At 74.4% G+C, this 25,248-nt stretch carries 20 protein-coding genes; 6 read left to right on the top strand and 14 right to left on the bottom strand.

The window, feature by feature from the left end; genetic code table 11:
* Positions 1 to 243: 243 nt before the first annotated feature.
* From ACFY0X_RS05220 to rsmH, 10 genes are all read right to left on the bottom strand, one after another.
* Positions 244 to 1,050: a cell division protein FtsQ/DivIB gene (locus ACFY0X_RS05220; protein WP_387748951.1), complete on the bottom strand. Its 807-nt coding sequence runs from the start codon at positions 1,048 to 1,050 to the stop codon at positions 244 to 246.
* Positions 1,043 to 2,149, bottom strand: a complete 1,107-nt coding sequence (gene murG, locus ACFY0X_RS05215) for an undecaprenyldiphospho-muramoylpentapeptide beta-N-acetylglucosaminyltransferase (protein ID WP_049649525.1) — start codon at positions 2,147 to 2,149, stop codon at positions 1,043 to 1,045. The genes ACFY0X_RS05220 and murG overlap by 8 nt, the downstream gene beginning before the upstream one ends.
* A gap of 6 nt (positions 2,150 to 2,155) precedes the next feature.
* Entirely contained in the window at positions 2,156 to 3,469 is a 1,314-nt protein-coding gene (gene ftsW / locus ACFY0X_RS05210; RefSeq protein WP_387748948.1) for a putative lipid II flippase FtsW, read from the bottom strand.
* Between the two features lie 115 nt (positions 3,470 to 3,584).
* On the bottom strand, positions 3,585 to 5,048 hold the full coding sequence (murD, locus tag ACFY0X_RS05205) for a UDP-N-acetylmuramoyl-L-alanine--D-glutamate ligase (RefSeq protein WP_387748945.1): 1,464 nt from the start codon (positions 5,046 to 5,048) through the stop codon (positions 3,585 to 3,587).
* Complete coding sequence (gene mraY, locus ACFY0X_RS05200; protein ID WP_355249882.1) at positions 5,045 to 6,106, bottom strand: phospho-N-acetylmuramoyl-pentapeptide-transferase; 1,062 nt, start codon at positions 6,104 to 6,106, stop codon at positions 5,045 to 5,047. The genes murD and mraY overlap by 4 nt, the downstream gene beginning before the upstream one ends.
* Positions 6,106 to 7,509, bottom strand: a complete 1,404-nt coding sequence (gene murF, locus ACFY0X_RS05195) for a UDP-N-acetylmuramoyl-tripeptide--D-alanyl-D-alanine ligase (RefSeq protein ID WP_387748942.1) — start codon at positions 7,507 to 7,509, stop codon at positions 6,106 to 6,108. Before murF ends, mraY begins: the two co-directional genes overlap by 1 nt.
* The gene (locus ACFY0X_RS05190) at positions 7,506 to 9,158 is read right to left on the bottom strand and encodes a UDP-N-acetylmuramoyl-L-alanyl-D-glutamate--2,6-diaminopimelate ligase (RefSeq protein ID WP_387748939.1); all 1,653 of its coding nucleotides are present in this window, start codon (positions 9,156 to 9,158) and stop codon (positions 7,506 to 7,508) included. The genes murF and ACFY0X_RS05190 overlap by 4 nt, the downstream gene beginning before the upstream one ends.
* Before the next feature lie 7 nt (positions 9,159 to 9,165).
* Complete coding sequence (locus ACFY0X_RS05185; protein WP_387748936.1) at positions 9,166 to 11,358, bottom strand: penicillin-binding transpeptidase domain-containing protein; 2,193 nt, start codon at positions 11,356 to 11,358, stop codon at positions 9,166 to 9,168.
* Positions 11,359 to 11,431: 73 nt separating this feature from the next.
* Complete coding sequence (locus ACFY0X_RS05180) at positions 11,432 to 11,944, bottom strand: hypothetical protein (RefSeq protein WP_387748933.1); 513 nt, start codon at positions 11,942 to 11,944, stop codon at positions 11,432 to 11,434.
* Between the two features lie 157 nt (positions 11,945 to 12,101).
* Positions 12,102 to 13,076 (bottom strand): 16S rRNA (cytosine(1402)-N(4))-methyltransferase RsmH, encoded by a 975-nt coding sequence (rsmH, locus tag ACFY0X_RS05175; RefSeq protein ID WP_387748931.1) that lies wholly within the window; start codon positions 13,074 to 13,076, stop codon positions 12,102 to 12,104.
* A 538-nt stretch (positions 13,077 to 13,614) separates the two neighbouring features.
* Here rsmH and ACFY0X_RS05170 point away from each other — a divergent pair.
* From ACFY0X_RS05170 to ACFY0X_RS05155, 4 genes are all read left to right on the top strand, one after another.
* Positions 13,615 to 14,157: a beta-class carbonic anhydrase gene (locus ACFY0X_RS05170; RefSeq protein ID WP_387748928.1), complete on the top strand. Its 543-nt coding sequence runs from the start codon at positions 13,615 to 13,617 to the stop codon at positions 14,155 to 14,157.
* A 271-nt stretch (positions 14,158 to 14,428) separates the two neighbouring features.
* Positions 14,429 to 15,478 (top strand): AAA family ATPase, encoded by a 1,050-nt coding sequence (locus ACFY0X_RS05165; RefSeq protein ID WP_387748926.1) that lies wholly within the window; start codon positions 14,429 to 14,431, stop codon positions 15,476 to 15,478.
* A gap of 1 nt (position 15,479) precedes the next feature.
* Positions 15,480 to 16,802, top strand: a complete 1,323-nt coding sequence (locus ACFY0X_RS05160; RefSeq protein WP_387748924.1) for a DUF58 domain-containing protein — start codon at positions 15,480 to 15,482, stop codon at positions 16,800 to 16,802.
* The gene (locus ACFY0X_RS05155) at positions 16,799 to 19,228 is read left to right on the top strand and encodes a DUF3488 and DUF4129 domain-containing transglutaminase family protein (protein WP_387748921.1); all 2,430 of its coding nucleotides are present in this window, start codon (positions 16,799 to 16,801) and stop codon (positions 19,226 to 19,228) included. Before ACFY0X_RS05160 ends, ACFY0X_RS05155 begins: the two co-directional genes overlap by 4 nt.
* 90 nt (positions 19,229 to 19,318) lie before the next feature.
* Here ACFY0X_RS05155 and ACFY0X_RS05150 read toward each other — a convergent pair whose 3' ends face one another.
* From ACFY0X_RS05150 to ACFY0X_RS05140, 3 genes are all read right to left on the bottom strand, one after another.
* Entirely contained in the window at positions 19,319 to 19,708 is a 390-nt protein-coding gene (locus ACFY0X_RS05150; RefSeq protein WP_074000911.1) for a DUF3040 domain-containing protein, read from the bottom strand.
* Between the two features lie 478 nt (positions 19,709 to 20,186).
* Positions 20,187 to 20,939 (bottom strand): methyltransferase domain-containing protein, encoded by a 753-nt coding sequence (locus tag ACFY0X_RS05145; protein WP_387748919.1) that lies wholly within the window; start codon positions 20,937 to 20,939, stop codon positions 20,187 to 20,189.
* A 111-nt stretch (positions 20,940 to 21,050) separates the two neighbouring features.
* Positions 21,051 to 21,620 carry an SAV_6107 family HEPN domain-containing protein gene (locus ACFY0X_RS05140; protein WP_387749295.1) on the bottom strand — a complete coding sequence of 190 codons (570 nt, stop codon included), beginning with the start codon at positions 21,618 to 21,620 and terminating at the stop codon, positions 21,051 to 21,053.
* Positions 21,621 to 22,230: 610 nt separating this feature from the next.
* Here ACFY0X_RS05140 and ACFY0X_RS05135 point away from each other — a divergent pair.
* Both ACFY0X_RS05135 and ACFY0X_RS05130 read left to right on the top strand, forming a co-directional pair.
* On the top strand, positions 22,231 to 22,830 hold the full coding sequence (locus ACFY0X_RS05135) for a DUF4126 domain-containing protein (RefSeq protein WP_387748917.1): 600 nt from the start codon (positions 22,231 to 22,233) through the stop codon (positions 22,828 to 22,830).
* A 23-nt stretch (positions 22,831 to 22,853) separates the two neighbouring features.
* Positions 22,854 to 24,371 carry a phytoene desaturase family protein gene (locus tag ACFY0X_RS05130; protein ID WP_387748914.1) on the top strand — a complete coding sequence of 506 codons (1,518 nt, stop codon included), beginning with the start codon at positions 22,854 to 22,856 and terminating at the stop codon, positions 24,369 to 24,371.
* A gap of 7 nt (positions 24,372 to 24,378) precedes the next feature.
* On the opposite strand, the gene ACFY0X_RS05125 is transcribed toward ACFY0X_RS05130, so the two are convergent.
* Positions 24,379 to 25,239, bottom strand: coding sequence for a hypothetical protein (locus ACFY0X_RS05125; RefSeq protein ID WP_387748911.1), 861 nt, complete (start codon positions 25,237 to 25,239; stop codon positions 24,379 to 24,381).
* Positions 25,240 to 25,248 lie beyond the last annotated feature (9 nt).

Raw genomic sequence — 25,248 nt, 5'->3', positions numbered from 1 at the left:
CCCAACCCTAAACTTGACCTTTAGGGTTAGTTCTGTGCCTCCGTCACATCACCAGGAAACACAGTCTGGTGACACAGGACACTAGGTGGCTCCAGGCACGTGTTTCAACGAACACGCCGAGCTTCCCTTTTTCTTTTGAGCCTATGTGATCATCGGCCGGCTTAGGAAACCGGGGGTGACCACCAAGAGTCGGGCCGACACTTCAAGGCGTCAACCCCTCCCTCAGGCAGAGAACCTACCGGATCACCCGGACACCGCCGGCGCCTCAGGCGCCGTCACATCGAAGTTGGTGCCCTTCTGGTTCATCAGCGCGACCAGCACCCGGGCCTTCCGGTCGATCTGCTCCGGACTCCCCCAACGCACCGTCGCACCCCCGCTGAGCTGCAACTCGATGTCGTCGTACGAGTGCACCAGCACCGAGCCGGCCCGCTTGGCGACCTCCGGCGGCAGCCCGGCGGCCACCGCCACCGCGCCCCGCACCAACTGCGGACGGGAGATCACCCCGTCGACGTCGTTCGCCTGCTGACTGAGTCGCAGCTCGACCACCGGGACGCCCTCCGGCGGGGCCGGTTCGGTGGCGAAGCTCACGCCCCCGGCATCCACCTGGGTGAACCGGCCGTCCTCCCCCTTGACGGCGGCCACCGCCTTGCGCTGGACGACCTTCACCCGCAGGGTGTGCGGCCAGCCCCGCCAGACCTCGGCCCCGGCCACCCGGGGGATGGCCTCCACCCGGTGCCGGACCTCGTCCAGGTCCACGCGCGCCAGCGGCCCCTGGCCGAGCCCGCCGACCGCCTCGCGGACCTGGTCCGCCGTCAGCCTGTCGTCGCTCGTCCCCTGGACGGCGACGCTGCGCACGTCCAGGACCGAGGAGAGGAACACCAGCCAGGCCAGCACGCCGAGCACCACGGCGCCGAGCGCGCCCAGCACCACGATGCCCCGCCGGGAGAGCCGGAGGCGGGGAGCGGACTCCTCCTCGTCTCCGAACTCGTCCTCATGGGGGTACCTCCGGCCGGAGGCTGGGGGAGGGTCGGCGAGCCGGCCGTCAGCCACGGCGGCGGCCGCCGCGGTGCGCCTGGATCGCCTCGTACACCATGCCGACCAGCAGGTCGTCGGCGTCGCGCCGGCCGAACTCGGCGGCCGACCGGCTCATGTCCCAGAGCCGCTGCGGGTCGGTGAGCACCGGCAGCACGTTCTGGAGCACCCAGTCCGGGGTCAGCTCGGCGTCGTCCACCAGCAGGCCGCCGCCGGCCTTGACCATCGGCTGGGCGTTCAGCCGCTGCTCGCCGTTGCCGATCGGCAGCGGGACGAAGGCGGCGGGCAGGCCGACGGCCGCCAGCTCGGCCACCGTCATGGCACCGGCCCGGCAGAGCATCATGTCGGCGGCCGCGTAGGCGAGGTCCATCCGGTCCAGGTACGGCACCGGGCGGTACGGCGGCATCCCCGGGACGTCCGCCACCTGCGGCAGCTCGTTCTTCGGGCCGACCGCGTGCAGGATCTGCACGCCGTACTGCTGGAGCCGCGGGGCGATCGCGGTGATCGTCTCGTTGAGCCGGCGCGCGCCCTGGGAGCCGCCGGACACCAGCAGGGTGGGCAGCCGCTGGTCGAGGCCGAAGTACTGGCGGGCCTCGGGGCGGGCGGCGCCCCGGTCCAGGGTGGCGATGGTCCGGCGCAGCGGGATGCCGATGTACCGGGAGTCGCGCAGCTTGCTGTCCGGCGTGGAGACCGCCACGAAGTCGCTGTAGCGGGCGCCGATCTTGTTGGCCAGGCCGGGGCGGGCGTTCGCCTCGTGCACCACGATCGGCACCCCGGCCCGCTTGGCGGCCAGGTAGGCGGGCATCGCGACGTAGCCGCCGAAGCCGACCACGGCGTCCGCGTTGACCCGCTCGATGATCTCCTGGGCGGCCCGGACGGTGCCGCGCAGCCGGCCGGGGACGGTGATCAGCTCCGGGGTGGGCTTGCGGGGCAGCGGGACGGCCGGGATGAGCTCCAGCTGGTAGCCGCGCTCGGGTACCAGTCGGGTCTCCAGTCCGCGCTCGGTGCCCAGGGCGGTGATCCCGACGGACGGGTCGTGCCTGCGGAGGGCATCCGCGAGGGCCATGGCCGGCTCGATGTGACCGGCGGTCCCCCCGCCGGCGAGTACGACATGCACCGAAATTCACCGCTCCCTGCGTGCCGGCCCCGGGGCCGGGCGCGCTGTGGTTCGTCGTCGTGGCAGCACCCGGGCCAGTTGTCTCCTGATCCGGGAGTTCTTGCTCCGGGCGGCCAGGGCCGCCTTCGCGCCCGAGGCGCTGCGTGCCAGGCACAGCAGCACTCCGACCGCGGACATGGCCGACAGCATGGCGGAACCGCCGTAGGAGAACAGCGGGAGCGGGACGCCCGCGATGGGCAGCAGTCCCAGTGCCGACCCCAGGTTGATCATGGCCTGCGCCATGATCCAGGTGGTGGCGGCTCCCGCGGCGTACCTGACGAAGGGGTCCTTCGTACCGATGGCCACACGGATACCCGCGTAGCCTAGTGCCGCGAAGAGACCGAGGACGGACAGCGTCCCCACCAGACCGAGTTCCTCACCGGTCGCGGCGAAGATGAAGTCGGTGTGCGCCTCGGGCAGCTGGCCCCATTTCTCCACGCCGGCGCCGAGGCCGGTGCCGAAGCCGCCGCCGTTGGCGAACGCGAAGACGCCGTGCAGGGCCTGGAAGCAGGCGCCCTCCGGGTCGATCTTGGTGACGCCGATGCAGCTCAGCCGCTCCGCCCGGTGCGGGACGGTGACCACCAGGGCGGTGCAGACCACGACCGCCACCCCGAGGGTGGCCACGAACAGCCGCAGCGGCGCTCCGACCATCCAGAGCAGCGCGAACACCATGGCCACCAGGATCATCGAGGTGCCCATGTCGCCGCCGAACATGATCAGCGCGAGCAGCAGCAGGGCCCCCGGCACCAGCGGCACCAGCAGGTGCTTCCAGGAGTTGAGGGTGCCGGCCTTCTGCTTGCGGGCGAGCAGGTCGGCGCCCCAGAGCACCAGCGCGAGCTTGGCGAACTCCGAGGGCTGGAACTGGAAGAAGCCGAAATCCAGCCAGTTCTGGTTGCCGTTGATCCGCACCCCGATGCCGGGGATGGCGACCAGGGTGAGGGCGCCGATCACGCCGATCATCACCGGGTAGGTGATCACCCGCAGCACCGCCACCGGGACGGAGGCGAAGCCGATCAGCAGGACCAGGCCGAGGATGGCCGCGATCAGCTGCTTGAGGAAGTAGTACTGCGCCGTGTGGTGCTGGTTCAGGGCGAGGATCTGCGAGGCCGAGAAGACCATCATCAGGCCGAGCACGACCAGCAGCAGGGTGCTGCCGACGACCAGCAGGTACGGGGCGAGCGGCCGGTCCAGCCAGTACCGGACCCGGGCCCGGAAGGCCTGGACCCGGGCCAGCGGCCCGGCCGACTTGTACTTGGTCGTGGTGGCGGAGATCACCCTCATCGGCTCCGCGGCGTCCCGCTTCGCAACGCCGGAATCCGCTCTGCCCTGCCCCGCCACCGCTCCCCGCTCCCGTCTTTCGGCTCGTCCGCCTCCGGGCCGCCAGGACCCGGGGGGCTCACTCGCCGGAGTCCGCCAGCTCCCGGACGGCCGCCGCGAAGAGGTCGCCGCGCTCGCCGTAGTTGGTGAACATGTCCATCGAGGCACAGGCCGGCGCCAGCAGCACCGTGTCACCCGATCGGGCGAGCGACGCGGCCGTCCGGACGACCTCGGCCATCGCCACCGCGCCAGTCTGGCCCTCGGCCGCCTCGATCACCGGCACATCCGGAGCGTGTCGCTCCAGCGCCTCCCGGATCACCGCGCGGTCCTGGCCGATCAGCACCACCGCGCGCAGCCGCTCGGCCGCGCCCTGCACCAGGTCGTCGAAGGTCGCGCCCTTGGCCAGGCCCCCGGCGATCCAGACGATCGGCCGGTAGGCGGCCAGCGAGGCGGCCGCCGCGTGGGTGTTGGTGGCCTTGGAGTCGTCGACGTACGTGACCTCGCGGACCACGCCGACCTCGGCGATCCGGTGGGCGTCCGGGCGGAAGGCCCGCAGGCCCTCCCGGACGGCCTTCGGCTCGACGCCGTACGCCCGGGCCAGCGCCGCCGCGGCGAGCGCGTTGGCGACGTTGTGCGGGGCCGGCGGGTTCACGTCCGAGACGGCGCCCAGCTCGGCCGCGTTCTTGGCCCGGTCCTCGACGAACGCGCGGTCCACCAGCAGCCCGTCCACCACGCCGAAGTTCGACGGGCCGGGCGCGCCGAGGCCGAAGCCGATCGCCCGGCAGCCCTCCTCGACGTCGGCCTCGCGGACCAGCGCCTCGGTGGCCGGGTCGGCCAGGTTGTACACGCAGGCGACCACGTTGCCCTCGTAGATCCGGCCCTTGTCGGCGGCGTACGCCTCCATCGAGCCGTGCCAGTCGAGGTGGTCCGGCGCCAGGTTGAGCACCGCCGCCGAGTACGGGCGCAGCGAGGGCGCCCAGTGCAGCTGGTAGCTGGAGAGCTCGACGGCGAGCACGTCGTACGGCTCCTCGGCGAGCACCGCGTCCAGCACCGAGACCCCGACGTTGCCGACCGCGGCGGTGCGCCGGCCGGCGGCGGTGAGGATCGAGGCGAGCATCTGGACGGTGGTGGTCTTGCCGTTGGTGCCGGTGACGGCCAGCCAGGGGGCGGGCTCGCCGGTGCCGGGCAGCGGCCTGCGCAGCCGCCAGGCCAGCTCGACGTCGCCCCAGACCGGCACGCCGGCCGCCGCGGCGGCGGCGAACAGCGGGCTGTCCGGCGCCCAGCCGGGCGAGGTGACGACCAGTCCGGTGCCCTCGGGCAGGCTCGCGCCGTCGCCGAGCCGCACCGTGACGCCCAGCGCCTCCAGCTCGGCGGCCCGGGCGGCCAGGCCGGGCCCGCTGCCGCCGTCCACGACGGTGACCCGGGCGCCGAGGCCGTGCAGGACGCGCGCGGCGCTGATGCCCGAGACGCCCAGGCCGGCGACGGCGACCGGCAGGCCGTCGAAGTCCGGGTTGGCCGGGCCGGTCAGGTCGGGGTCGGTCATCCGGTCACCCATCCCGCGTAGAACAGGCCGAGGCCGACGGCGACGCAGAGGCCCTGGATGATCCAGAACCTGACCACGATCAGGACCTCGGTCCAGCCCTTGAGTTCGAAGTGGTGCTGCAACGGCGCCATCTTGAAGACGCGCTTGCCGGTCATCCGGAAGGAGCCGACCTGGATGATCACCGAGAGGGTGATGATCACGTAGAGGCCGCCGAGCAGGGCGAGCAGCAGCTCGGTGCGGGAGCAGATCGCCAGACCGGCCAGGGCGCCGCCGAGGGCGAGCGAGCCGGTGTCACCCATGAAGATCTTGGCGGGCGAGGTGTTCCACCACAGGAAGCCGAAGCAGGAGCCCATCAGGGCGGAGGCCACGACGGCGAGGTCCAGCGGGTCGCGGATGTCGTAGCAGTTGGCGGTCGCGGTGATGGCGTAGGCGCAGCTCTGGGTGTGCTCCCAGATCCCGATGAAGGTGTAGGCGCCGAAGACCATCACCGAGGCGCCGGTGGCGAGGCCGTCCAGACCGTCCGTCAGATTCACGCCGTTCGACATCGCGGCGATCATGAAGTACGCGAAGATGACGAACAGGACCGGGCCGATCGCCCACTTGAAGTCCCGGACGAAGGACAGGCTCTGGGACGCAGGGTTGAGCCCGCGGTCGTCCGGGAACTGCATCGCCAGGACGGCGAACCCGAGGCCGACGATCGACTGGCCGGCCAGCTTCGCCTTGGCCCGCAGGCCCAGCGAGCGGCGCTTGACCACCTTGATGTAGTCGTCCAGGAAGCCGACCAGGCCGAGGCCCGCGGTCAGGAAGAGCACCAGCAGCCCGGAGGCCGTCGGGCTCTCGCCCGTTATCGCCTTCGTGGCGAAGTACGCGATCAGGGTCGCCAGGATGAAGGCGATGCCGCCCATGGTGGGCGTGCCCTTCTTGCTGTGGTGCGCCTTGGGGCCGTCGTCACGGATGTACTGGCCGTAGCCGTGCTTCGCGAGCAGCTTGATCAGCGCCGGGGTGCCGAGCAGCGACAGGATGAGACCGATCATCCCGGAGAACAGGATCTGCTTCATTATTCGGCCACACCGTCCGCCAGGAGGGCCTCGGCCACCTTCTCCAGCCCCACCGAACGGGAAGCCTTCACCAGGACCACATCCCCCGGCCGAAGCTGACTGCGCAGCAGCTCGACCGCCGCGTCCGCGTCGGACACCAGCACCGACTCCTCACCCCACGAACCTTCGTTCCTCGCGCCGAGTTCCATGCAGGCCGCCTCGCGTCCGCCGACCGCCACCAGCTTGGTGACGTCCAGCCGGACGGCGAGCCGCCCGATGGCGTCGTGCTCGGCCAGGCTCTCCTCGCCGAGCTCCCGCATCTCGCCGAGCACCGCCCAGGTGCGGCGGCGCTCCGGGCCCCGGCCCCCCATCGACACCAGCGCCCGCAGCGCGGCCCGCATCGAGTCGGGGTTCGCGTTGTAGGCGTCGTTCACGACGGTGACACCATCGGCCCGGTCGACGACCTCCATGCGCCAGCGGGACAGCGCACCCGCTTCGCCCAGGGCTGCCGCGGTGTCGTCGACGGACATCCCGAGCTCCACCGCCACCGCGGCGGCGGCGAGGGCGTTCGAGACGTGGTGCTCACCGTACAGGCGCAGCTGCACGGGCGCGGAACCGGCCGGGGTGGTGAGCGTGAACGATGGCCGTCCGGTGGCGTCCAGGCGAACGCCGGTGGCCCGTACGTGGGCGTCCGGGGATTCCCCGAACAGGACCACCTTCGCCCTGGTACGGGAGGCCATCGCGCGCACCAGCCGGTCGTCCGCGTTGAGGATCGCGGCGCCGTCGGCGGGCAGCGCCTCGACCAGTTCGCCCTTGGCCTCGGCGATCGCCTCCTGGGAGCCGAACTCGCCGAGGTGGGCGGTGCCGACGTTGAGGACCAGGCCGATCCGGGGCGGGGTGATCGAGGTGAGGTACTCGATGTCGCCCTTGTGCCGGGCGCCCATCTCGATGACCAGGTGCCGGGTGTCGTCCTCGACCCGCAGCGCGGTCATCGGGTGGCCGATCTCGTTGTTGAGCGAGCCGGGCGGGTAGACCGTCTCGCCGAGGCGCTGGAGCAGCTGGGCGATCAGGTCCTTGGTGCTGGTCTTGCCGGCCGAGCCGGTCAGCGCGACCACGGTGGTGCCCTCGGCGCGGGAGACCACGGTGCGGGCCAGCCTGCCGAGCGCCTCCACCACACTGTCGACCAGGACGGCGGGCACGCCGACCGGACGGGAGGCCAGCACCGCGACGGCGCCGTCCTCGACCGCCTTGGCCGCGTAGTCGTGGCCGTCCACGTGCTCGCCGACGAAGGCCGCGAACAGGCCGCCGGGGCTGACCTTCCGCGAGTCGATCTCGACCGGGCCGGTGACCAGGGCGTCCGGGTCGGCGCCGTCCAGGGTGCCTCCGACGGCGGCGGCCACCTCGGCGAGGGTCAGTGCGATCACTGCTGCTCTACTCCTCGGTCGCCCCGCGCGGCCGCGGTCTGCGCGATGGATTCGCGCAGCACCTCCCGGTCGTCGAAGGGGCGGATCTCGTCTCGTACGTACTGGCCGAGCTCGTGGCCCTTGCCGGCCACCAGCACGGTGTCCCCCGCCCGGGCGCGGGCGACGGCGAGCCTGATCGCCTCGGCCCGGTCGGGGACGACCAGGACGTCCCCGCGCTCGGCCTCGGGCACCGCGGCGGCACCGGTCAGCATGGTGGCGAGGATCGCCAGCGGGTCCTCGCTGCGCGGGTTGTCGCTGGTCAGCAGGGCGGTGTCGGCGAGGCGGGCGGCGATGTCGCCCATCGGGCCGCGCTTGTGCGGGTCGCGGTCGCCGCCGCAGCCGACCACGACGTGCAGCCGGCCCTCGGTGACCTCGCGCAGCGAGGCGAGGACGGCCCTGAGGGCGTCCGGCTTGTGCGCGTAGTCGACGACGGCGACGAACGGCTGTCCGGCGTCCACCCGCTCCAGCCGGCCCGGCACCCCGGGGACGGCGGCGACGCCGGCCACGGCGCGCTCCAGCGGCAGCCCGGCGGCGACCAGCGCGGTGATCGCGGCGAGCGCGTTGGCGACGTTGAACGGGCCGGGCAGCGGCACGGAGGCGTCGGCCGCGGCACCGTCCGGGCCCAGCACCCTGAAGGTGGAGCCGACCGGCCCGAGCCGGACGTCCACGGCCCGCCAGTCGGCCTCGGCGTCGCCGGTGGCGGAGAAGGTGGTCACCGGGATCTTGGCCTCGGCGGCGAGCCGGCGGCCGTACCCGTCGTCCAGGTTGACCACGCCGTGGCGGGACTTGCCGGGCTGGAAGAGCCGGGCCTTCGCCTGGAAGTAGTCCTCCATGTCCGGGTGGAAGTCGAGGTGTTCGGGGGTCAGGTTGTTGAACAGCGCGACGTCGTACGCGACCCCGTCGGTTCGGCCGAAGACCAGGGCGTGGCTGGAGACCTCCATGGTCACCGCGTCGGCGCCGCGCTCGGCCATCACGCCGAGGATCGCGTGCAGGTCGGTGGCCTCGGGGGTGGTGCGCTCGCTCTTGATCCGCTCCTCGCCGACCCGCATCTCGACGGTGCCGATCACGCCCGGGCTGCGCCCGGCGCCGCGCAGGCCGCCCTCGACCAGGTACGAGGTGGTGGTCTTGCCGTTGGTGCCGGTGAGCCCGATCATCAGCAGCCGCTGGGAGGGGCGGCCGTAGACGATCGCGGCCAGCTCGCCCATGACGGCCCGCGGCCGGTCGACGACCAGCAGCGGCAGGCCGGTGCCGGCCGCCAGCTCGGCGCCGGCCGGGTCGGTGAGCACCGCCACCGCGCCGGACTCCGCGGCCTTGGCGGCGAAGGCCGCGCCGTGGTGGTTGGCGCCCGGGAAGGCCACGTACACGTCGCCCGGACGGACCGCGCGGGAGTCGTGGGTGACGCCGCTGACGGCGCCGCCCTCGACGGGCGGCAGGCCCAGTTCGACGGCCAGCTCGGCGAGCGGCAGGGCGGTGGTCCCGGTCGGGCGGGGCGGACTCACGGTGGTTTGATCGGGTTTCGGCACGGCGGGAAGGCTATCCGCCGAAGGGTGTCCAGGGCCAAACCGGCCCTGCGCCGCGCCGTGCTCCGGCCCGGCCGGTTCGTTGCTCATCGCTCGCTCACGGCTTCCAGTCGACGGCCAGGTTGGGTGCCGGGCTGCCGCTCGGCGGGACCTGCATGGTCTTCAGGGTGAACTCCATCACCTGCTTGAACACCGGGCCGCACAGCTGGCCGCCGAAGTGGCCGTTGACCGGGCCCTGGAGGGTGCAGGAGACGGTGTAGCGGGGGGCGTCGGCGGGGGCGAAGCCGATGAAGGAGGCGGTGTAGCCGTCGTAGCCGACGCCGTTGGCGGCGCCGCGGTTGGCGGTGCCGGTCTTGCCGGCGACCCGGTAGCCGGGGATGGCGGCCTTGCCGCCGGTGCCCTGCTCGTCGTCGACGACCGACTCCAGCATCGAGGTGAGCGTCCTGGCCGTCTCCGGGCTGACCACCTGGGTCTGCTCCCCCGGCCTGCTCGGCTTGTACTTGCCGTCGGGGTCGGTGACGCCCTGGACGATGCTGGGCGCGACCCGCACCCCGCCGTTGGCGATGGTCGAGTAGACCGAGGTGGCCTGCAGCGCGTTCATCTGCATCGGGCCCTGGCCGAAGGAGATGTTGTACTTCTCCGAGGCGACCAGGTCCTCCGGCTTCTTGAGCTTCCCGGCGGTCTCCCCGGGGAAGCCCAGGCCGGTCGGCTCGGCCACGCCGAACTTGCGCATGTAGCCGTCCAGGACCTTGTTGGCCTCCAGCTGGTCGCCGCCGCCGAGGGTCTCCACCGCCTCGATGGTGCCGATGTTGGAGGACTTGGCCAGCACCCCGGCCAGCGTCAGGTACCAGGTGTCGTGGTCGACGTCGTCCTTGAACTGCTGCCCGGCCCGGACCAGCCGGTTGGGCACGGTGACCTTGGTGTCCCAGGTGGCCTTGCCGGAGTCCAGCACGGCGGCCATGCTCATCAGCTTGGCGGTGCTGCCGGGCTCGTACGCGTCGGCCAGGGCGGGGTTGCCCAGGTTGGCCTGCTTGGACAGGCTCAGGTCGTTCGGGTTGAACCCGGGCGCGGTGGCCATCGCGAGGACCTGGCCGGTCTTCACGTCCTGGACCACCACGTAGCCCTTCTCCGCGCCGGAGTTGGCGACCTGGTCGGTGATCGCCCGCTGGGCGGCCCACTGGATGTCCCGGTCGATGGTCAGCTTGACGTCGCTGCCCGGCACGGCCGGTTCCATCGAGCCCCCGGCGGTGGGCACCAGCCGCCCGCCCGACTGGGCGTAGCTGCTGTGGCCGTCCTTGCCGGCCAGCAGCTTCTGGTACTGGAGCTCCAGGCCGCCGGCGCCCTCGCCCTCGGCGTTGACGAAGCCGACCAGGTTGGCGGCCAGCCCGTCCGCCGGGTAGATCCGCTTCTGGGTCTCCCGGTTGAACACCCCGGCCAGCGGGTTGGCGCACTCGTTGTCCACCCGGGTGCGCCCGCCCTGGTCGGCGGGCTTGCCCAGCAGCTTCTTCTGGGCCTGGCAGGCCCGCGAGCCGGCCTGCTTCTCCAGGCCCGACTTGAGGTCGCTGATCTGCTTCCTGGCGACCGGGGTCTGCTGGGCCGCGAGCCGCTTGTAACGGCTCTTGGGGGTGTGGAGGTCGGCGGCGAGCTTCTCCCTGGGCACGCCGAGGATCGGCGACAGCAGCGCGGCCGCCTGCTCCGGCGCGTCCGGGATGCCGGTCGCCTCCGGGGTGAACATCGCCGGGTCGGCGGTGATGTCGTACGCGTCCACGGTGGCCGCCAGGGCGACCCCGTCGGAGGACGTTATCGAGCCGCGCTCGGCGGTGATCGGGATGTTCAGGTAGCGGTTGGTGTTGGCGTCGGCGGCCAGCGCGTCGGCGTCCACCAGCTGGAGCTGCACCAGGCGCCCCGCGAAGACGGAGAGCACCAGCGACAGCACCACGCCGATCACCCGCAGCCGGCGCTTGGGCTCGGCCAGCTTGAGCGCCTTGGGGCGCAGCGGCGGACGGCTCCTCGGGCGCGCCGCCGCCTGGCCGCGGGCCGGCGGGCGTCCCTCGGGGCGGCGCTGCTGCGGCGCCCGCGGGGTACGGCCGGCGGAGGCCGACCGGGCGGGCTGGGCCTTGGCGGGCTGGCTCCTGGGCGGTTGCTGCCCCTTGGCGGGCTGGCCCTTCGCGGGCTGGCCGCGGCCGGTGCCGGACTGCGCGCGCGGCGCGGCGCTCCGGGGCACCGGACGGCGGCCGTTGCCGCCGCCGGATCCGCCGGAACCTCCGGAGGGCTGACGTGGAGTGCTCATGCGACCACCTCGCCGCGCTCGGCGGGCGCTTCGCACCCGGCGCACCCTCTGCTGGTCCGCTCGTTCCACCCGCTCATCGGGCCGCACCCCCGCTCGGCTTGGCGGTCGCGGCGGGCGGGACCGGGTTGAGCTGGATCACCGAGTCACCGGCGGACGCCGCCGGGGTCGGCGCCGGCGGCGGTGCGGCCGGCGCCGGGGCGCCGCTCGGCTGGGGCGCGGTCGGCGACGGCCCGGCGGCGGGCTGGGCCGCGCCGGACTGGGCCCTGGTCGGCCACGGCTCGGCCGTGGAGCGCTTGACCGGCGGGCTGTCCTGCGCCGGGCCCGGGGTGCCGACCACCTTGCCGCCGTTCGGGACGTCCAGGAAGGCCATCCCGCCGGCCGGGACCATGCCCAGCTCGGCGGCGCGCCTGGCCAGCGCGTCCGGCGCCGAGCTCTGGTCGATCTCGTGCTGGAGGCCCTGCTGCTCGTCGGTCGCCACGGTGGTCTGCTTCTGCAGCCTGGACAGCTCGAAGGAGCCCTCGTTGAGCGCGGTGTTCAGCGCGAGCAGGCCGAGCAGCCCGGCCGCCAGCAGCACCACGATGAGCACCGCGAACGGGGTACGCCCCCGTACCGGACGCCTGCCCGGCCGGACCGTGATCCGCGCCCTGCCCTGCCCGGGGAGTCCTCCCCGCCCCGCCCGGACCTCACCGGCCACCGGCCCCACCGCTCTCCTCCGCCCTTCGGACCCCGCCGGGGCCGGTTCGTCAGCCCCGCTTGCTTCGGTCCCTGATCCTCTCCGCCACCCGCAGCCGTACGGGCGCGGCGCGCCGGTTCTCCTCGATCTCCTCCTCGGTGGCCAGCTCGGCACCGCGGGTGATCAGTTTGAGCCAGGGCTGGTGCTCCTCCGGGATGAACGGCAGCCCCGGCGGAGCGGTGTTGGTCGCACCGGCGGCGAGGTACTGCTTGACCAGCCGGTCCTCGAGCGACTGGTAGGACATCACCACGATCCGGCCGCCGACCGCGAGGACGTCCAGCGCCCCCGGGATCGCCCGGTCCAGGACCTCCAGCTCGCCGTTGACCTCGATCCGCAGCGCCTGGAACGTCCGCTTGGCCGGGTTGCCGCCGGTCCGACGGGTCGCCGCCGGGATCGCGTTGCGCACCAACTCGACCAGACGCGCGCTGTTGGTGAACGGTTCCTTCTCCCGTTCCCGCAGGATCACCGAGGCGATCTTCCCGGCGAACCGCTCCTCGCCGTACACCTTGAGGATCCGGGCCAGGGCGCCGTGGCTGTAGGTGTTCAGCACCTCCGCCGCGCTGATCCCCCGGGTCTGGTCCATCCGCATGTCCAGCGGCGCGTCCTGGGCGTACGCGAAGCCGCGGTCCGCCTCGTCCAGCTGCATCGAGGAGACGCCGAGGTCGAACAGGACGCCGTCCACCCGGTCGATGCCCAGCCGCTCCAGCACCTCGGGGATCTCGTCGTAGACGGCGTGCACCAGGGTGGCCCGGTCGCCGAACCGGGCCAGCCGCTCACCGGACAGCTTCAGCGCCGCCGGGTCGCGGTCCACCGCGACCAGCCGGACCTCCGGGAACTGGGTCAGCAGCGCCTCGCTGTGCCCGCCGAGGCCGAGGGTGGCGTCCACCACGACGGCGCCGGGGCGCGAGATCGCCGGGGCCAGCGCGTCCACGCACCGCTGGAGCATCACCGGAACGTGCTTGGGGCCCGGTTCGTTGGTGGTCATGCGCGGTGGCGCCCTTCCTCGGTGCGGAGCAGCCCGACGTCCGGGAGCTGCGACCATTCTCGCCCACCGTGCCCCGGCACGACGAAGCGGCCCGTGGTCCCCGCCCGCTCGAGGGGAAGGTCGTGACCGCCCGGCGCCGGGGAAGGTGCGCCAGGTGGGCACGGAGCGGGTGGAGGCCACGGACCGCGTCGACCGGCCGCACCGGCCGGGAAGGCCCCGTTGACGGGCCCCGGCGGGTGTGCTCCACTGCGCCGCAAACTCTATCGCGCGGGCCCCGGCAGTCAATGGTCCGCTCCGGCGCACCACCCGGGCGGCGGTACGGATCACCGCAGGTCGCGGCCGTCGGCGCGGCCCGGCGGCGGTACGGATCGGGGGCCTTCGGCGACGGGCGCGCGCCCCCTGCCCGCCACCGCGTGCGGCCACTGCGGGAGCAGCCCCGGACGAACCCTCCCGTTGTGGCCATGCGCTCGATCTCGGCGCCCCGTTCTGTAGCTCTCCGCCCCACCGCGCGGGCCCGCACCGCACTAACGTCGCCACCATGACAGTGACACCCGACCGGCCCTCGCCGAACGCCGCTGCCGAACCCGCCAGACCCACCGTCATCGACCGCTTCGTCACGGCCAACCGCGCCTACGCGGTGACCTTCCGGGACGGCGGCATGGACGCCCGCCCGGTGCAGCGGATCGCCGTGGTGGCCTGCATGGACGCCCGCCTGGACCTGTTCGCGGCGCTCGGCCTCGAACTCGGCGACGCGCACGTCATCCGCAACGCCGGCGGCGTCGTCACCGACGACACCATCCGGTCCCTGACCATCAGCCAGCGCGCCCTCGGCACCCGCTCGATCGCGCTGATCCACCACACCGGCTGCGGCCTGCTCGGGCTCACCGAGGACTTCCGCCGCGAGCTGGAGCTGGAGGTCGGCCAGCGCCCGCAGTGGGCGGTGGAGGCCTTCGTCGACCTGGACGGCGACGTCCGCCAGTCCATGCAGCGCGTCCGCACCTCGCCCTTCCTGCCGCACACCGACGACGTCCGCGGCTTCGTCTTCGACGTCCACACCGGCCTGCTGCGCGAGATCGACTGAGTCCTCCCGCCCGGACCCCGCCCGGCCGACGGCGTCCCGGGGTCCGGGCGTCCGGGCATTCGGGCGCCTCCGAATGGTGACTTCCGGCCGTCGCACGAGGGAGAATGCGCCTGCCGGTCGGACCCCGAACCACCTGGGGCGGCCAGGCCGCAGGCCGCCTTCCCGGCGCCGGGACCCCTTCGGAACCGCCCCCGGGACGGCCGCGTCAAGCATGGGGTGGGGTCCGGCCTCGGGACGGGGCGGGCACAGGGTGCCATTGGAGCGTAAACGGGTGACGAGCTACAACGACCAGGCCGGACTCGGGAGTCCCGCGGGGGGCGGGCAGCAGAGGGCGAACGGGTACCAGCCGGTCGGGCTCCCCGAGCTGGCGGCGGTCGTCGACCGCGTCCGCGCCAACGTGGAGAGCGTGATCGAGGGCAAGCCGGAGGCCGTCCGGATCGCCCTGACCGTCCTGCTCGCCGAGGGCCACCTGCTGCTGGAGGACGTGCCCGGCGTCGGCAAGACCATGCTGGCCAAGGCGCTCGCCCGCTCGCTCGACTGCACCGTGCGCCGCATCCAGTTCACGCCCGACCTGCTGCCCTCGGACGTCACCGGCACCAACATCTACGACCAGCAGCGGCACGACTTCGAGTTCCGTCCGGGCGCGATCTTCGCCCAGGTCGTGGTCGGCGACGAGATCAACCGCGCCTCGCCCAAGACCCAGTCGGCACTGCTGGAGTCGATGGAGGAGCGCCAGGTCACCATCGACGGCACCAGCTACGAGCTGCCCTCGCCGTTCATGGTCGTGGCCACCCAGAACCCGGTCGAGATGGAGGGCACCTACCCGCTGCCGGAGGCCCAGCGCGACCGCTTCATGGCCCGGATCTCGATCGGCTACCCCAGCCCCGAGGCCGAGCTCGCGATGCTGGACATGCACGCCGGCGCCAGCCCGCTGGAGGACCTCCAGCCGGTCGCGCACGCCTCCGACATCCTCAAGCTGATCGACCTGGTCCGCACCGTGCACATCGCCGACCCGGTCCGCCGCTACGCCGTCGACCTGGTCGGCGCCACCCGCACCAGCCCCGAGCTGCGCCTGGGCGCCTCGCCGCGCGCGACCCTGCACCTGGTCCGGGCCGCCCGCGCCGCCGCCGCGCTGGACGGCCGCGACTACGTCACCCCGGACGACATCCAGCGCCTCGCCGTGCCGGTCCTGGCGCACCGTCTGATGCCGACCGCCGAGACCCAGCTCAGCCGCCGCACCTCCGAGCAGATCGTGACCGACCTGGTCGCCCGGCTGCCGCTGCCGCGCCCGCAGGGCGGCCCGGCCGTCCGGAGGGGCTGAGGTGGCCGAGTCCGACTCCGCATCGGGGCTGCGGGCCGGGTTCCGCGGCCTCACCACCCGGGGGCGGTCCTTCCTCGCCGCCGGGGTCACCGCGGTGGTCTGTTCCTACCTGCTCGACCAGGACGCCCTGCTGCGCGTCGGCGTCCTGCTCGCCGCGCTGCCGCTGGTCGCCGTGGTGGTGGTCGCCAACACCCGCTACCGAGTGGCCAGCGGACGCCGGCTCAGCCCGCGCCGGGCGGTCGCCGGCCAGGAGGCCCGGGTCCACCTGCGGGTCGACAACGTCTCCCGGGTGCCCACCGGGGTGCTGCTGCTGGAGGACAGGGTCCCGTACGTGCTCGGGCCGCGCCCGCGCTTCGTGCTGGACCGGGTCGAGCCGCGCGGCCACCGCGAGGTCTCCTACCGGGTCCGCTCCGACCTGCGCGGCCGCTACCCGCTCGGGCCGCTCCAGCTGCGGCTGTCCGACCCGTTCGGGATGTGCGAGGTCACCCGCGCCTTCACCGCCTCCGACGTCCTCACCGTCGTCCCCCAGGTCCAGGCGCTGCAGTCGGTCCGGCTCAGCGGCGAGTGGATCGGCCAGGGCGAGAGCCACAGCCGCACCCTGGCGCTGGCCGGCGACGACGACGTGATCCTGCGCGAGTACCGGCCCGGCGACGACCTGCGCCGGGTGCACTGGCGCTCCACCGCCAAGTACGGCGAGCTGATGGTGCGCCGCGAGGAGCAGCCGCAGCAGGCCCGGGCCACCGTCGTGCTGGACACCCGGGAGATCGCCCACCGGGGCAGCGGCCCCGCCTCCTCCTTCGAGTGGGCGGTCGGTTGCGCCGCGTCCGTCGCCGTGCACCTGCTGGAGCGCGGCTACCAGACCCGGCTGCTCACCGACACCGGGCAGTCGGTGCCCGGCCCGGGCGCGGGCGGCGGCCACGGCACCGCCGACGCCTCCGGGCTGATCCTGGACGCCCTCGCCGTCGCCGACCTGTCCGACGGCGGCACCCTCTCCCGCGCCGAGGACCCGCTGCGCACCGGCGGCGAGGGCCTGCTGGTCGCCGTCCTCGGCGAGCTGGACGACGCCCAGGCCGCCCGGCTGGGCCGGCTGCGCAGCCGCGCCGGCGGGGCGATCGCCTTCCTGCTGGACACCGGCACCTGGGCCGGCCTGCGGATGCTCGCCCCGGACACCGGCGGCGACGACTTCCAGGCCCGGGTGCGGCAGCTGCGCGAGTCCGGCTGGACGGTGATCCCGGTGCGCGCCGGGGACTCCGTACCGGACCTGTGGCGGGCCGCCGACGGCAGCAGGACGACCGCCCCCTACCGAGAAGAGGCCGGCGCGTGACCACCCGGGCCAAACTGACCGTCTACTCGGCGCTGGCCACCGCCCTCGCCGCGCTGTGCATGATGCCGCTGCTCACCAACCGCGGCTGGCTCACCCACGCCGCCCTGGTGATCGCCGTGATCGCCGCGGTCGGCGCCGGCCTGCGCCGCTCCCCGCTGTACCGCTGGACGGTGCCGGTCGGGCAGCTGCTGGCGCTGCTCCTGCTGATGCTGCTCGGCTTCGCCGGTGCCGGCGGGGTGCTGCCCGGGCCGGCCACGATGCGGGTCCTGGACCGGGTCCTCGCCTCCGGCCTGGACGACATACAGCAGTACGCCATCCCGGCTCCGCCCACCCCCGGGCTGCGGCTGATCCTGGTCTCGGCGATCGGTCTGATCGCCGTCGCGGTCGACACCGTCGCGGTGACCTACCGGCGCTCGGCGCTGGCCGGGCTGCCGCTGCTGGCGCTGTACTCGGTCGGCAACGGCCTGGCCGGGGAGCACGGCAGCTGGGTCTGGTTCGCCGCCGCCGCGGCCGGCTACCTGCTGCTGCTGTTCGCCGAGGGCCAGGACCGGGTCTCCCGCTGGGGCCGGGTGTTCCACGGCGGCGCCCGCGGCTCCGTGGAGTCCGCCCGGGTCAGCCCGGGCGGCCGGCAGGTCGGCGTGCTGGCCCTGGCGGTGGCGCTGCTGCTGCCGGTGGTCCTGCCGCACTGGAGCTCCGGGCTGCTGCACTCCGGCTCCGGCGGGTCGAACGGCAAGGGCGCCGCCGGGAGCCTGGCGACCAGCCTCGACCCGCTGGTCAGCCTGGAGGCCGCGATCACCAAGCCCACCGACGCGGAGCTGCTCACCTACACCCTGGACAGCCCGCTGGCCGACCAGATCTACCTGCGGACCGGCTCGCTCGACCAGTTCGACGGCACCAACTGGAAGCTCGGCAGCACCACGGTCAGCGACCTCCCGGCCACGCTGCCCGCCCCGGAGGGCCTGCGCAACGCCCAGGTCCCCCGGATCGAGGGCGACTTCACGGTCACCGACCGGCTGGAGGGGAGCTGGCTGCCGATGCCGTACCCGGCCGCCGCCGTCCAGCTCCCCAATCGGGGCGACTGGAGGCTCGACCCGCTGACCCGTACCGTCCTGCCGGCCAACGACAAGGCGATGCGCAACCTGCGCTACCACGTCAGCGCCCTGGACCTGCGGCCCACCGCCGCCGAGCTGCGCCTCGCGGCCACCGCCCCGCAGGACGTCAGGGACCGCTACACCGCCCTCCCGACCGACCTGCCCCCCGTGGTCGCCGAGAAGGCCAGGTCCGTCACCGCCGGCGCGCAGAACGACTACGACCGGGCGACGGCGCTGGTCAACTGGTTCACCGGGCCGGATTTCAAGTACGACACCACGGTCAGCGGCGGCACCGGCAGCAACGCCATCGCCGTCTTCCTGCGCGACCGCCGGGGCTTCTGCGTGCACTACGCCTCCACCATGGCGGCGATGGCCCGGGCGCTGAAGATCCCGGCCCGGGTGGCCGTGGGCTTCACCCCCGGCGACAACAAGGGCGGCGACGTCTACTCGGTGACCGGCCGGATGTACCACGCCTGGCCCGAGCTGTACTTCGCGAACTACGGCTGGCTGCGCTTCGAGCCGACCCCGAGCCGCGGCGTCCCGGCCCGCTACACCGAGCCGGCCAGCACCCCGACCAGCGCGCCGACCCAGCAGGCGACCGCCGCCCCGCAGCCCAGCGCGGCCGCCCCGGCGCCGACCGCCGCCTCGGACTGCACCGCCAAGCAGCGCCAGCTCGGCGAGTGCGGCGCCGAGGACCGGGCCGTCGCCAGGGCCGCCGAGGAGTCCTGGCTGCTCTCCGGCCAGGTGCTCGGCACCCTGGCCGCGGTGCTCGCGCTGATCGCACTGCTGCTCGTCCCGATGCTCTGGCGCGCCGCCGTGCGCCGCCGCCGACTGGGCGGCGGCGGGCGGCGCGGGCCCGGCGGGGGCCGTCCGGCGGAGCTGACCGACGCCCAGGTGCTGGCCGCCTGGGACGAGCTGGTCGACTCCGCCTGGGACCTCGGAATTCCCCCGGACGAGTCACGCACCCCGCGTTCGGCGGCCCGCCGGATCGCCGAGGAGGCGCGGCTGGACGAGGACTCGGCGGCGGCCACCGGCCGGCTCGCGCTGGCCACCGAGCGGGTGCTCTACGCCCCGCCCGGGCAGCCCTCCCCGGAGCCGCTGGCGGCCGACGTCCGCACCGTGCGGCGCGGCCTGCGGGCGACCGCCGGCCGGGCCGGGCGGACCAGGGCGGTGCTGCTGCCGCCGTCCTCGGCGCAGCTGTGGTGGCGGATCTCCGACGCGGTGCGGGCGGCCCGTACGGCGGCGGGCACCGCGGTCGGCCGGGCGGTCGGGACGGTGTCCGCGCCGGTGCGGCGGGTCCTCACCCGGCGCAAGCGGTCCACCCCGGAGTCCTGATCCGGACACGAAGCCGGGGCGGGCAGTCGATCGACTGCCCGCCCCGGCTTCGTACGTAGGTGGGGCCTCGCGCGCAGGTGGCCGAGCGGCTCAGAAGCCCCCGGTCTGCTCGTCCCTGCGGCGCTGCCAGCGCTGCTCGACCCGGTCCATCATCCCGGCCTTGCGGCGCGGGGCGGCGGCCGGGCGGGCCCCGGCGCCCTGGCCCGCGGGCCCGCGGCGCCAGCCGGTCACGGCGAACACCGCGCAGCCGAGCATCACCAGGAAGCCCACGACGCTGACCCAGATCTGGTCCGGCACGACCATGCCGCCCATCAGCAGGCCGATGCCCACCACGAAGCCGGCGACGGCCAGGTAGACCCGCCGACGGGTGTAGGTGCGCAGCCCGGTCCCCTCAAGCGCAGACGCGAATTTGGGATCTTCGGCATACAGCGCTCGCTCCATCTGGTCGAGCAGTCGCTGCTCGTGCTCCGAGAGCGGCACGGAGTCCTCCTACTCGTCGGTCGCGGTCGCGACCGGTCCGCCCACCCCGGTCGGGGGGGCAAGTCCAATCAGCCGTGGGCACACGGTCGGACGCCCGTGCGGGGGACCCGGCCCGTGTCGTCCATATGCCCCACGCGTCCGGCTGTCATGCTTTCCGGCTTTACCCAGATCATACGGTCCGTGGGCCCGATACGGGGTGGTCTGCGCCGCGTGGGGCAGGCCACTTCGAGCGGGGACGGCCGCACCGGTGTCAACGCGCCACGCCCCGGACAAGTGCCCGATCGGATGGAATGGTCCTGGACCTGGGCAGGTCCCCCGCCGGGCGGCGCGCCCGGCCGGGGACCGACCGGCGCGCGGACGGCGTACGGACCGGGGAACGGGGGGCCTCCGGGGCGCGAACGGCCGGCGTCCGGTGTGCGCGGAATCCGCACGACGGCGGAAGGGTTCGTGAAGGGGCGCGCGGGTCGGGAGGGGCGCCTCAGGCCAGGGTGGCCAGCAGATGCAGCTGGGTCGCCACGGCGTGGAAGGCGGGCTGCGCGGCGGCGGCCTCCTCCAGCTTCAGCAGCGCCTCCAGCGCGCCCGGCTCGGTGTCCACCAGCACGCCGGGGACGAGGTCGGAGAAGACCCGCACCCCGTGCACCGACTCCACCCGCAGGCCCGCGGCCTCGGCCAGCCGGCCCAGCTCCTCGCCGGTGAAGCGGCGCGGCATCGGGTCCTGCTCGCCCCAGCGGCCGTCGGCGGCGGAGAGCACGGTACGGGCCTCGGTGAAGTGGCCGGCCAGCGCGCGGGCCAGCACGGCGCCGTTGCGGTTGGCCGCCAGCAGGCTGACCACGCCGCCCTTGCGCAGGGTGCCGGCCAGGCTGCCGAGCGCCTCGGCCGGGTCGTCCACGACCTCCAGCACGCCGTGGCAGAGCACCGCGTCCACGCTGCCGGCCGCGACCAGCTCGGGCAGGGTCTGGGTGTCGCCCTGGACGGCCCGCACCAGGTCCGTCACCCCGGCCTCGGCGGCCCGGCGCTCCAGGGCGAACAGGGCGTCCGGGCTCGGGTCGACCACGGTGACGCGGTGGCCGAGCTTGGCGACCGGCACCGCGAAGTTCCCGGTGCCGCCGCCGGTGTCGACCACGTCGAGCACCGGCTGGTCCAGCTCGGCCGACCGCTTCTCCAGGGCCGCCCGGACCACCTCCCACACCACGGCGGTACGCAGGGCACTGCGGGGACGCGTCGGGTACAAGGTGGGGCTCCTTGGCACGTGCAGTTCGATCAGGTTGCCTCCACCTTAGAGCCTGTCCCCCGGATCACCGCCGGGCCACGGGCCCTGACCGGCCCGGCGGCGGCCCCGCTCTCACCCGGCGGCGGCCCCGATCCCGCCCGGCGGCTCGTCGCCGTCCAGCGGCAGCCGGGGCGGGGGCGGCTCGGCGTGCAGGCCGAGCAGCCGCTCGACCAGACGCAGGAAGAGCGCGGAGTTGCGGATCAGGTCGTCGGCGTCGCGGGCCGAGGCGGCGCCCCTGATCCCGGCCTCGGCGGCGGCCCGGCGGCGGGCGCCGGCCCCGTAGTAGAGCGCCCACTCGGCGAGCTCCGGGGCCACCTCGGGCAAGACCTCCCAGGCGCTGCGGATGGCCTTGCGCCGGCGCGGGCTCTTCTCCGGGCGGCCGCGCACCGCCAGGACGGCGGCCACCGTGCGCAGCGCGGCCAGGTGGGCGGTGGCGTAGCGCTCCAGCGGATCCTCCAGGGCGCGGGCCCGGGCGAGGGTGCGGTGGGCGTCGGCGAGCAGGTCGAGGGCGGCCGGCGGCGCGCCGACCCGGCGCAGCACCGGGTGGACGTCCGATCCGGCGGGGCGTCCGACGGACGGACCCGGCAGGTGCGGCAGGGCGGCGGAGCGGAGGCGGGCGGTGACGGGCTCAGGATGGCTGATGGTCATGGTCTCCCCCTTCCGAGGCAGCGCGCGGACCGGGCGGTCCGTGCCCTTCCATCGTGAACGGCACCACTGACAATCCGTCGGGCAATTCCGGCCAGGCCGTCCGCGACCGCCGAAAGGGGCCGGAAACGGCGTAGCGGCGGCGGGCGCGGGACTCCCCCGGTTCCGCGCCGCCGCCGTGCCGTCGCTCCGCCGTTCCCCCGTGGTCGGCGGAGGCGAACTCCCCCCGTGGCCGGCTCCCCCCGGTCCGCTCCGCCGCCCCGTGCCGGCGGTGCGGGCGCCTTGACCAGCCCCGTGGCGGTCCGTCCGCCGCCTCCCCCGTCGTTCGCGGCCGGGGGACGGACGGATCCGCCGCCCGGGTGGGCCGGCGCCCGACGCGCCGCCCTCCCGGGTGCCACCACTCTCCCGTCTCCGCAGGTCGACGGCCATCCGCTGAGGTACTCAACCGCGGATCTGAGTATCCGTACTCAGTCCGCGCCGCCCGGCCCGCCGCCGGAACCGCGACGTGCGTCCACGGCGTCCCGGGTGCCGGTACGGTACGGCGGAGCCGGGCGGAACCGGCCCCACCGGAGGACGAGGGGGACGCCATGACGAGGAGGGGGACGCGATGACGGTCCTGCCGCTGATCTTCACCAGCGGACTGGCCAGCGGTATCAACGCCTACGCGGTGGTGCTGCTGCTCGGCCTGCTGGGCAGGTTCGCCGACGCGGAGTCGGTGCCGCGGGCGCTGGAGCGCACGGACGTGCTGGTCGTGGCCGGCGTGCTGTTCGCGCTGGAGGCGGTGGCCGACAAGATCCCGTACGTGGACAGCGTCTGGGACGTGGTGCACACGGTGATCCGGCCGGTCGCCGGTGCCACCGTCGGCGTGCTGATCGCGGACAACGACCCCGGCTCGCTGAGCGAGGTCGCGGCCGGCGCGATGGGCGGCGCCTCGGCGCTGGTCAGCCACCTGGTGAAGGCCTCGCTGCGGATGGCGGTCAACACCTCGCCCGAGCCGGCCAGCAACATCGTGGTCAGCATGGCGGAGGACCTCTCGGTGGCCGGCCTGGTCACCCTGGCGATCTTCCACCCCTGGCTGGCCGCCACGGTCGCCGCCGTGGTCCTGGCCGTCGGCCTGCTGCTGGTCTGGCTGGCGGTGAGCAGGATCCGCGCCTTCCGGGCCCGCCGCCGCGAACGCCGGGCCGCCCGGGCGGCGGGAGTGGCGTAGCGCGGGTCCTAGGATCAGGTGCCATGGCACGGATCGTCATCATCGGCGCAGGAATGAGCGGGCTCGCGGCGGCCTCCCGACTGGCGACCCTCGGTCACCGGGTGACGGTCTGCGAGGCGAGCGGCACCTACGGGGGCATGGTCGGGAGGTACGAGCGCGACGGTTTCGCCTTCGACACCGGACCCGGTCTGCTCACCCTCCCGGCGGTCTACCGCGACCTCGCGCTGAAGACCGGCAAGGAGCCGCTGGAGCAGCTGGTCGAGCTGGCCCCGGTCGACCCGGAGAGCCGGCACCTGTTCCCCGACGGCACCGCCGTCACCCTGCCGAACGCCTCCCGCGGCGGTGTCAGCCAGGCGCTGGACGCCGCCTTCGGGGCCGGGTCCGGCGCCCGCTGGAGCGCGGTGATGAACCACGGCCGGACGGTCTGGGAGGCCACCCGCCGCCCGCTGCTGGAGGAGGCGCTCCCGGCCGACCTCGGCGTCCTGTCCCCCGCGGGCCGGGCCCGGGTGGACACCGACCCGTACCCCGTCCCGCCGCGCACCGGCCTGGCCCGGCTGCGCAAGCCCGTCCCGTGGACCCTCGACGACGTGGCCCGGCGGCAGCTCGGCGGCCACCCCGGCCTGACCGCCCTGCTGGGCGAGCCCGCGCTGCGGCACGGCCTCCTGCCCGGCCAGGCCCCGGCCGGGGCCGCCGTGCTGCCGTACATGGAGCAGTCCTTCGGCGTCTGGTACGTCCGGGGCGGTCTGCGGGCCCTCGCGGACGCGGTGTTCCGGCGGTGTGAACTGCGCAAGGTGGAGTTCCGCTTCGACACCCCGGTCACCCGGGTGGTCGTCGAGGGCGGCCGGGCGGCCGGGGTCGAGACGGCGGACGGCCGGATCGACGCGGACCTGGTGGTCTCCGCGATGGACACCGGCGCGCTGTTCCGCCACGGCATCGCCGAGTGGCCCGGGCTGCCGGCCGGGGAATGGGAGCCGTTCGAGGTGCCCGGCCGGTTCAGCGTGCTGCTCGCCCTGCGCGGGCCCCGGCCCGAGGGGACGGTGCACCGGACGGTGGTGCACGCGGCCGACCCGGCCGCCGAGGAGAACGCCCTCACCCACTCGGCGCCGCTGTGCGAGCGCCCCACCGTGCAGGTGCTGCGCCCGGACGACCCGTCCCTGCGGCCGGACGACGCCCACGAGAGCGTGGTGCTGACCGCGACCGTCCCGGCCCAGGAGGAGGACGTCGACTGGACCGCCCCCGGTGTCGCCGACCGCTACGCCGACCGGTTGCTCGCCCACGTGGACGCGGCCGGCCTGGGCCTGCGCGAACGGGTGCTGTGGCGGGTCGTGCGCACCCCGGAGGACACCCGCCGGGAGACCGGCGCGCTGTTCGGCTCGGTCGCCCGCCCGGTGCTCGCCGGTTCGTACGCGGGGCTGCACGCCGCGAACGAGTCCCCCGTCCCCGGCCTCTACCTGGTCGGCGGCAACGCCCACCCCGGCGGCGGACTCGCCCGGGTCGGCATGTCGGCCTGCATCACCGCCGGGCTGATCGGCCCGGCGTAGGGCCTGCTCAGCCCTGGTGCCAGGTGTTCTGCTGCTGGTAGCCGTTCTGGTCGTACACCGGCTGCTGCGGGATGCCCTGGATGTGCTGCTGGTCGGGCTGGGGCTGCCACTGCTGCTGGGGCTGGGCGTTCGGGTCCCAGGCCTGCTGGTGCTGCTGGTGCTGGGGCTGCTGGTAGGCCGCGTACTGGTCCTGCTGCTGGTAGCCGCCGTACGGGTCCTGCTGGTAGCCGCCGCCGTAGCCCTGCTGCTGGTCGTAGGCGTAGGCGGGCTGCTGCTGGGTCTGCCACTGCTGCTGGTCGTAGCCGGCCTGGTAGGCGGCGGCGTACGGGTCCTGGGGCTGCTGCTGGAGCTGCGGCTGCTGCTGCTCGTAGTACGCGGGGGCGTAGACGCCGTCCTGGGCGAGCTCCTGCATCTCGAAGGCGGCGGTCTGCTCGACCTCGGGCACCTCGTCGGCCACCCGCGCGGGGGCCGGGGCCGGGGTCTCCTCGACGGCGCTGACCTCGCCGACCCGCTCGCGGGCGGCGGCGACGGCCGCCACTGCGGCGCCGCCGCCGGTGAGGGCGCCGAGCAGCGGCACCTTGGCGAGCGGGCCGGGCAGGCTGCCGTCGCGCTTCCGCAGGGACCAGCCGGTCCGGTAGCCGCGCTTGACCGAGAGGGTGACGAAGGTCTGGCCGACCGCGAACAGCGCGGCTCCCGCCCCGATCACCACGACGGAGCCGAGGACCATCCCGGCGGCCACCCCGAGGAAGCCGGCCAGGGCCAGCACCCGCCAGTGCAGCGGCGCCCGGTTCTGCAGCAGCACCTCCGCGACGAGCCAGAGCGCCACCACCGCCAACGCGGCGTACAGCAGCAGGTATCCGATGCCCATCCGCCCGCT

It is taken from the genome of Kitasatospora sp. NPDC001547, from assembly GCF_042894165.1.
In the GTDB taxonomy this organism is placed as follows: domain Bacteria; phylum Actinomycetota; class Actinomycetes; order Streptomycetales; family Streptomycetaceae; genus Kitasatospora.
This window is presented reverse-complemented; position numbering and strand designations above follow the sequence as displayed.